Source organism: Mycobacterium sp., from assembly GCF_049280035.1.
Taxonomy (GTDB): domain Bacteria; phylum Actinomycetota; class Actinomycetes; order Mycobacteriales; family Mycobacteriaceae; genus Mycobacterium.
In genome coordinates, this window is record NZ_JBAPPI010000147.1 from 1 (window position 1) to 5,383 (window position 5,383).

Annotated in this window: 4 protein-coding genes and 1 pseudogene; 2 read left to right on the plus strand and 3 right to left on the minus strand. The window is 66.1% G+C overall.

The genetic code is table 11. The features are described 5' to 3' along the window. Together WAN71_RS04810 and WAN71_RS04815 are read left to right on the plus strand one after the other, a co-directional pair. Positions 1-319: pseudogene (locus WAN71_RS04810) on the plus strand (50S ribosomal protein L1); the annotation flags it as partial. 64 nt (positions 320-383) lie between these two features. Next, positions 384-2,258, plus strand: a complete 1,875-nt coding sequence (locus WAN71_RS04815; protein WP_422224238.1) for a fatty acyl-AMP ligase — start codon at positions 384-386, stop codon at positions 2,256-2,258. A 61-nt stretch (positions 2,259-2,319) separates the two neighbouring features. Here WAN71_RS04815 and WAN71_RS04820 read toward each other — a convergent pair whose 3' ends face one another. The 3 genes from WAN71_RS04820 to WAN71_RS04830 all read right to left on the minus strand — a co-directional run bounded on the left by WAN71_RS04820 (position 2,320) and on the right by WAN71_RS04830 (position 5,270). Beyond that, positions 2,320-3,561 (minus strand): RNA polymerase sigma factor, encoded by a 1,242-nt coding sequence (locus WAN71_RS04820; RefSeq protein ID WP_422224239.1) that lies wholly within the window; start codon positions 3,559-3,561, stop codon positions 2,320-2,322. Between the two features lie 5 nt (positions 3,562-3,566). Then, positions 3,567-4,265 carry a YciI family protein gene (locus WAN71_RS04825; RefSeq protein ID WP_422224240.1) on the minus strand — a complete coding sequence of 233 codons (699 nt, stop codon included), beginning with the start codon at positions 4,263-4,265 and terminating at the stop codon, positions 3,567-3,569. 108 nt (positions 4,266-4,373) lie between these two features. Then, entirely contained in the window at positions 4,374-5,270 is an 897-nt protein-coding gene (locus WAN71_RS04830) for a cyclopropane mycolic acid synthase family methyltransferase (RefSeq protein ID WP_422224241.1), read from the minus strand. Positions 5,271-5,383 lie beyond the last annotated feature (113 nt).

Here is a 5,383-nt window from a genome sequence, read left to right on the forward strand (position 1 = left end):
TCTCGGACCGCGTGGCCTGATGCCCAACCCCAAGACCGGCACCGTCACCCCGGACATCGCCAAGGCCGTGGCCGACATCAAGGGCGGCAAGATCAACTTCCGGATCGACAAACAGGCCAACCTGCACTTCGTCATCGGCAAGGCGTCGTTCGACGAGAAGCAGCTCGCGGAGAACTACGGCGCGGCGCTCGACGAGGTGCTGCGGCACAAGCCGTCGTCGTCGAAAGGCCGCTACCTGAAGAAGATTACGGTGTCGACGACCACCGGACCGGGTATCCCGGTCGACCCGGCGATCACCCGCAACGTCGCCGAGGCCTAAACACTCGGGTATTCACCGCGGGTCAGCGACAGTAGAACACACCTCCGTCTCTTAGACTCTCCTCATGAGAAGTGCGCCGGGGAACAAAGGTGACGGTCGGCGAAACCGGCCGGAGTTGACCGACTACCTCGATGCGGATGGCAGCATCGTCCTGCCAGAAGGCGTCAACCTGGTGACGTTTCTGGACCGCCACATCGCCGACATCGGCGATGCCATCGCTTACCGCTACCTCGACTACAGCCAGCACGCCGACGGTCAGTTCATCAACTTGACCTGGGCCGAGCTGGGCACCAGGTTGCGGGCCATCGGTGCTCGCCTGCAGCAGGTGACCTCCCGGGGTGATCGGGTGGCGATACTGGCTCCGCAGGGCATCGACTACATCGTTGGTTTCTTCGCCGCGATCAAGGCCGGAAACATCGCAGTGCCGTTGTTCGCGCCGGAGTTGCCTGGGCATGGGGAGCGCCTCAACACTGTGCTCGGCGACGCCCAGCCCACGGTGGTACTGACCACCGCCGCCGCGGGTGCGGCGGTTCAGGAGTTTGTCCGGTCGCTGCCGCGCAGCCACAGACCGCGAGTGATCGCGATCGATGACATCCCCGACTCGGTGGGCGCCACGTTCGCCTCGGTTCATCTCGACACCGACGACATTGCGTATTTGCAGTACACCTCCGGGTCGACGCGGGCCCCGGTCGGTGTGGAGATCACCCACCGGGCGGTCGGCACCAACGTGTTGCAGATGGTGATCTCGACCGGTATGGACTATGACATCCGCAGCGTCAGCTGGTTGCCGCTCTACCACGACATGGGCTTGTTGATGATCGTGTGCGTGGCGATATTCGGCACCCAGGTCACGCTCATGTCGCCGATCGCGTTCGTCCGAAGGCCGCAGCGGTGGATCCGCCAGCTGGCAGCGGAGTCTCAGCACGGCCGCACATTCGCGGCGGCTCCGAATTTCGCGTTCGAGCTAGCCGCTGAGCGCGGGCTTCCCGATGTCGGTGAGGACATCGACCTGAGCAATGTGGTGTCGCTGATCAACGGCTCCGAACCGGTCAGCATCGACTCGATCGCGAAGTTCAACGCGGCGTTCGCCCAGTATGGGCTGCCGAGCACAGCGGTCAAGCCGTCTTACGGCATGGCCGAGGCAACCCTTTTCGTCTCGACCATCGACCCCGCCGCTGGGGCAACCGTTGTCTACCTGGACCGCGACCAGTTGGGCGCCGGGCGGGCGGTTCGGGTTTCGCCGGACGCGCGCAACGCCATCGCGCAGGTTTCCTGCGGCCGGATCGCCCGCAGCCAGTGGGGCGTCATCGTCAACCCCGACACCGAGGCGGAACTACCTGACGGGGAGGTCGGCGAGGTCTGGTTGCACGGCGACAATATCGGCCGTGGCTACTGGGCACGCCCGGAGCAGACCGAGCGGGTGTTCGGCACCAAGCTGCAGTGTCGACTGCCGGTAGGCAGCCATGCGGACGGCGCGCCGAGCGAGGCCACCTGGCTGCGGACCGGTGATCTCGGCGTCTACCTCGACGGTGAGCTCTACATCACTGGGCGTATCAAGGATCTGATTATCATCGATGGCCGCAACCACTATCCGCAGGATATCGAGGCCACCACGGCCGAGGCGTCGTCGGCAGTCCGGTCGGGTTACGTCGCGGCGTTCTCGGTGCCGGCGAACCAGGTGGCGGGAGCGCCCGCCGATGCGGCCGGCGAGCGTCTGGTCATCGTTGCCGAACGGGCGGTGGGCGCGGGACGGGCTGATCTGCAACCGGTGATCGATGCAATCCGGGCGGCAGTATCACGCCGGCATGGCCTGCCGTTGTCGGATGTGCTGCTGGTGGCGGCCGGCGTCATCCCGCGAACCACCAGCGGCAAGCTGGCGCGTCGGGCATGCCGCGCCCAATATCTCAACGGCACGTTGGGCGCACGGGACCAGCCCTGATCGATCGCGAACCGCGCGCTCGAGTGTGGGATTGTTGCACGCGTTCTGTGCGTTTGGCGTGTCATAAGCCCACGTTCGGCGGCGAAATTTCGGCGATGCGCCGGCGCAGGTAGTCGCGGCCCGGCTCGGAACCATTGGACGCCAGCGCCGTTCGATACCAGGTGACCGCGTCGTCGTGTCGTCCGGCCCGCCGCAGTAAGTCGGCGCGCACCGACGCCACCAGGTTGGACCGGGCCAGCCGCGGATCGTGTGCCACCTTCTCCAACGCTGCCAGCCCGGCATCCGGGCCGTCGCGAAAGCCAACCGCCAGCGCCCTATTCGCCCGCACCACCGGCGAATCGGTCATCGTCGACAGCCTGTCGTAGGCCGCGCAGATGCTGTGCCAGTCGGTCTGTTCCCAGGACGGGGCCGTCGCATGCAATGCGGCGATGACCGCCTGTGGCAGGTACGGGCCGGTCGAACCGTGGGCCGCCCGCAGCCGATCCAGGCCGCGTGCGATGCGGCCGCGGTCCCAGCGGCGGCGGTCCTGCTCCTCGAGCGGGACCAGCGCGCTGGCGCCGTCCACTCTGGTCGTCCGTCGCGAATCATGCAGCAGCACAAGGGCTGCCAGCGCGTGCGCCTCCAGTTCAGCCGGCATCAGCACGCACAGCTCTCCAGCCAGCCGGACTCCTTCGTCGCACAGCTCGTCGCGAATCGCCGACGGGCCCGCCGTGGACCAGTAGCCCTCGGTGAACACCGAGTAGATGCAGCTGAGCACATGTGGTGTGCGCTCGGGAAGCAACTCGGCCGGGGGCACCCGCAGCGGGATATTGGCGTGCCGGACCTTGGTCTTGGCGCGGGTGATTCGCTGGCTGACGGCGGACTCGGTCTGCAGCAGCGCGCGGGCGATCTCCGCGACGGTCAACCCGGAAACCAGTCGCAGAGTCAGCGCCAGCTGCGACACCCGGTCGAGTGCCGGGTGGGCGCAGGTGAACATCATCCGCAGTTCGTCGTCGCGAACGGGATGCGGGTCGGCGTGATCGGTGCGCGCCCGGATGGCTTGGATCTCTTCGACCACGTAGCCTAATTCCTTTCCCGGGCGGACTGATTCGCGGCGCAGCCGGTCACGGGCGCGGTTACGTGCCACAGTCAGCACCCATGCGCCGGGGTTGTCCGGCACGCCGTCGCGTGGCCATGCCCGCAGCGCTTCGGCGAAGGCTTCCTGGACGGCGTCCTCGGCGACGCTGAGGTCGCCCGACCACCGGGCCAATGCGGCCACTGCCGGGCCCCACTCGCGCCGGAAGACGCCGTCCAGGTTAGCCATACTGTTTACAGGCCAGAGACTCCCGCCAACTGGCGTAGCTGCACAGCGCCGGCAGGGATCATCGCGGCCAGTTTGACCGCCTCGTCACGGTCACCGGCGGTGAGCACGTAGAAGCCGGTGGCGATCTCGGCTCCTTCCGCGTAGGGCCCGTCGGTCAACAGCGCCTCGCCGTCGCGAACGCGCACCGTGGTCGCCGTCGCCGGCTCGTGCAGTGCGGCCCCGCTGACGATGTGATCGCCTGCGACAGCGGCAAATTCGCCGTGCCGTGCCGCTTCGGCCTCCCACTCCGGCGTGCCCGGAACATTGGCAGCTGCGGGTGGTTCCAGCAGCAGCGCCAGCCACTGGCCGTCTTTGCGTGACCAATCGGGATCGATGGTGTGGTAGATCGGCCGAACTTCGATGGCGCCGTATCTGGCGGCGGGGATATCGCGGGCCAATGCCAATGCGTCGTCAAGGTTTTCGGCCTCGAACACATAAAAGCCGCCCGCGACCTCGGCGGCCTCGGCAAATGGGCCGTCGGTGATCGTCGGCGCGTCCGGGCCGCCGGAGATGCGCACCGCGGTCGCCGCGGGCAACAGCGCGTCGCCGCCGCGGATCGCCGATGCGGCTTTGGCGTGGAAACTCTGGTAGGCCGCCATCTCGGCGGCCCCCTGGTCGGGTGTGAGGTCTCGCTCCTGGCTGATCAACAGAGCTAGATACTGCATCGTGGTCACCTCCGGTAGTGAGCGGAACCCTGCGTTCCACTCTCTACCTGTCCGACGAACAATGCAGCCGCAATCCGACAGCAGGCGCCGCGCAATGCGGAAAAAGACTTAAGCCACAGCTCCCGGCTTGAGGTAGGTGACCAGGCTGACGTCGATGACCTCGTCGGTGAAGTAGTACTCGGCCCCGCGCAGGTACTTCATGTAGCGCTCGTAGACCTCTTCCGAGGTGATCTCGATGGCCTCGGCCTTATGGGCCTCCAGCGCGTCGCCCCAGATCCGCAGCGTCCTGATGTAGTGGTCGCGCAGCGAAAGCGGCTCCGGCACGATAAAACCGCCCTTCTCGCCGTGCTCCACCATCATGCTGGTGGACGGCAGGCGACCGCCCGGGAAGATCTCGGTGAGGATGAACTTGATGAACCGAGCCGTCTCGAACGTCAGCTTCTTGCCGCGCGCGTGCATGTCGTAGGGGTGATAGCTCACACTGCTCTGCACGGTCATCCGCCCGTCGTCGGGCATGATGTTGAAACAGTTCTTGAAGAAGTGGTCGTAACGCTCGAAGCCGAAGTGCTCGAAGGCCTCGATCGAGACAATCCGGTCGACGGGGTCGCTGAATTCCTCCCAGCCGCGCAGCAGGACCTGATGTGAGCGGTTGGTGTCGATGCTGTCCAGCAGCTGCTGGGAGTGGGCGCGCTGGTTCTTCGACAGGGTCAGGCCGATGACGTTGACGTCGTATTTCTCGATCGCGCGTTTCATGGTGGCGCCCCAACCGCAGCCGACGTCCAGCAGCGTCATGCCGGGCCGCAGGTCCAGCTGGTCCAGGTTCAGGTCGACCTTGGCGATCTGGGCTTGCTCGAGTGTGAGGTCGGGCGGCTCGAAGTAGGCGCAGCTGTAGATCCGAGTCGGGTCCTGGAACAGGCCGAAGAAATCGTCGGAGAGGTCGTAGTGGGCCTGGATGTCCTCGAAGTGCACCCGCATCTTCGTCGGAGTGGCTGGCTTGTCAGGCATCAGCGTTTTGTCGCCCTTCCTAGTGCTCGGGGTTGTGCCGCACCCGGGTTTCGTGCTCGCCGACTGCACAACACGCGAGTAGTGAAAGCACCATACCCGGCATCGTCCAGTAC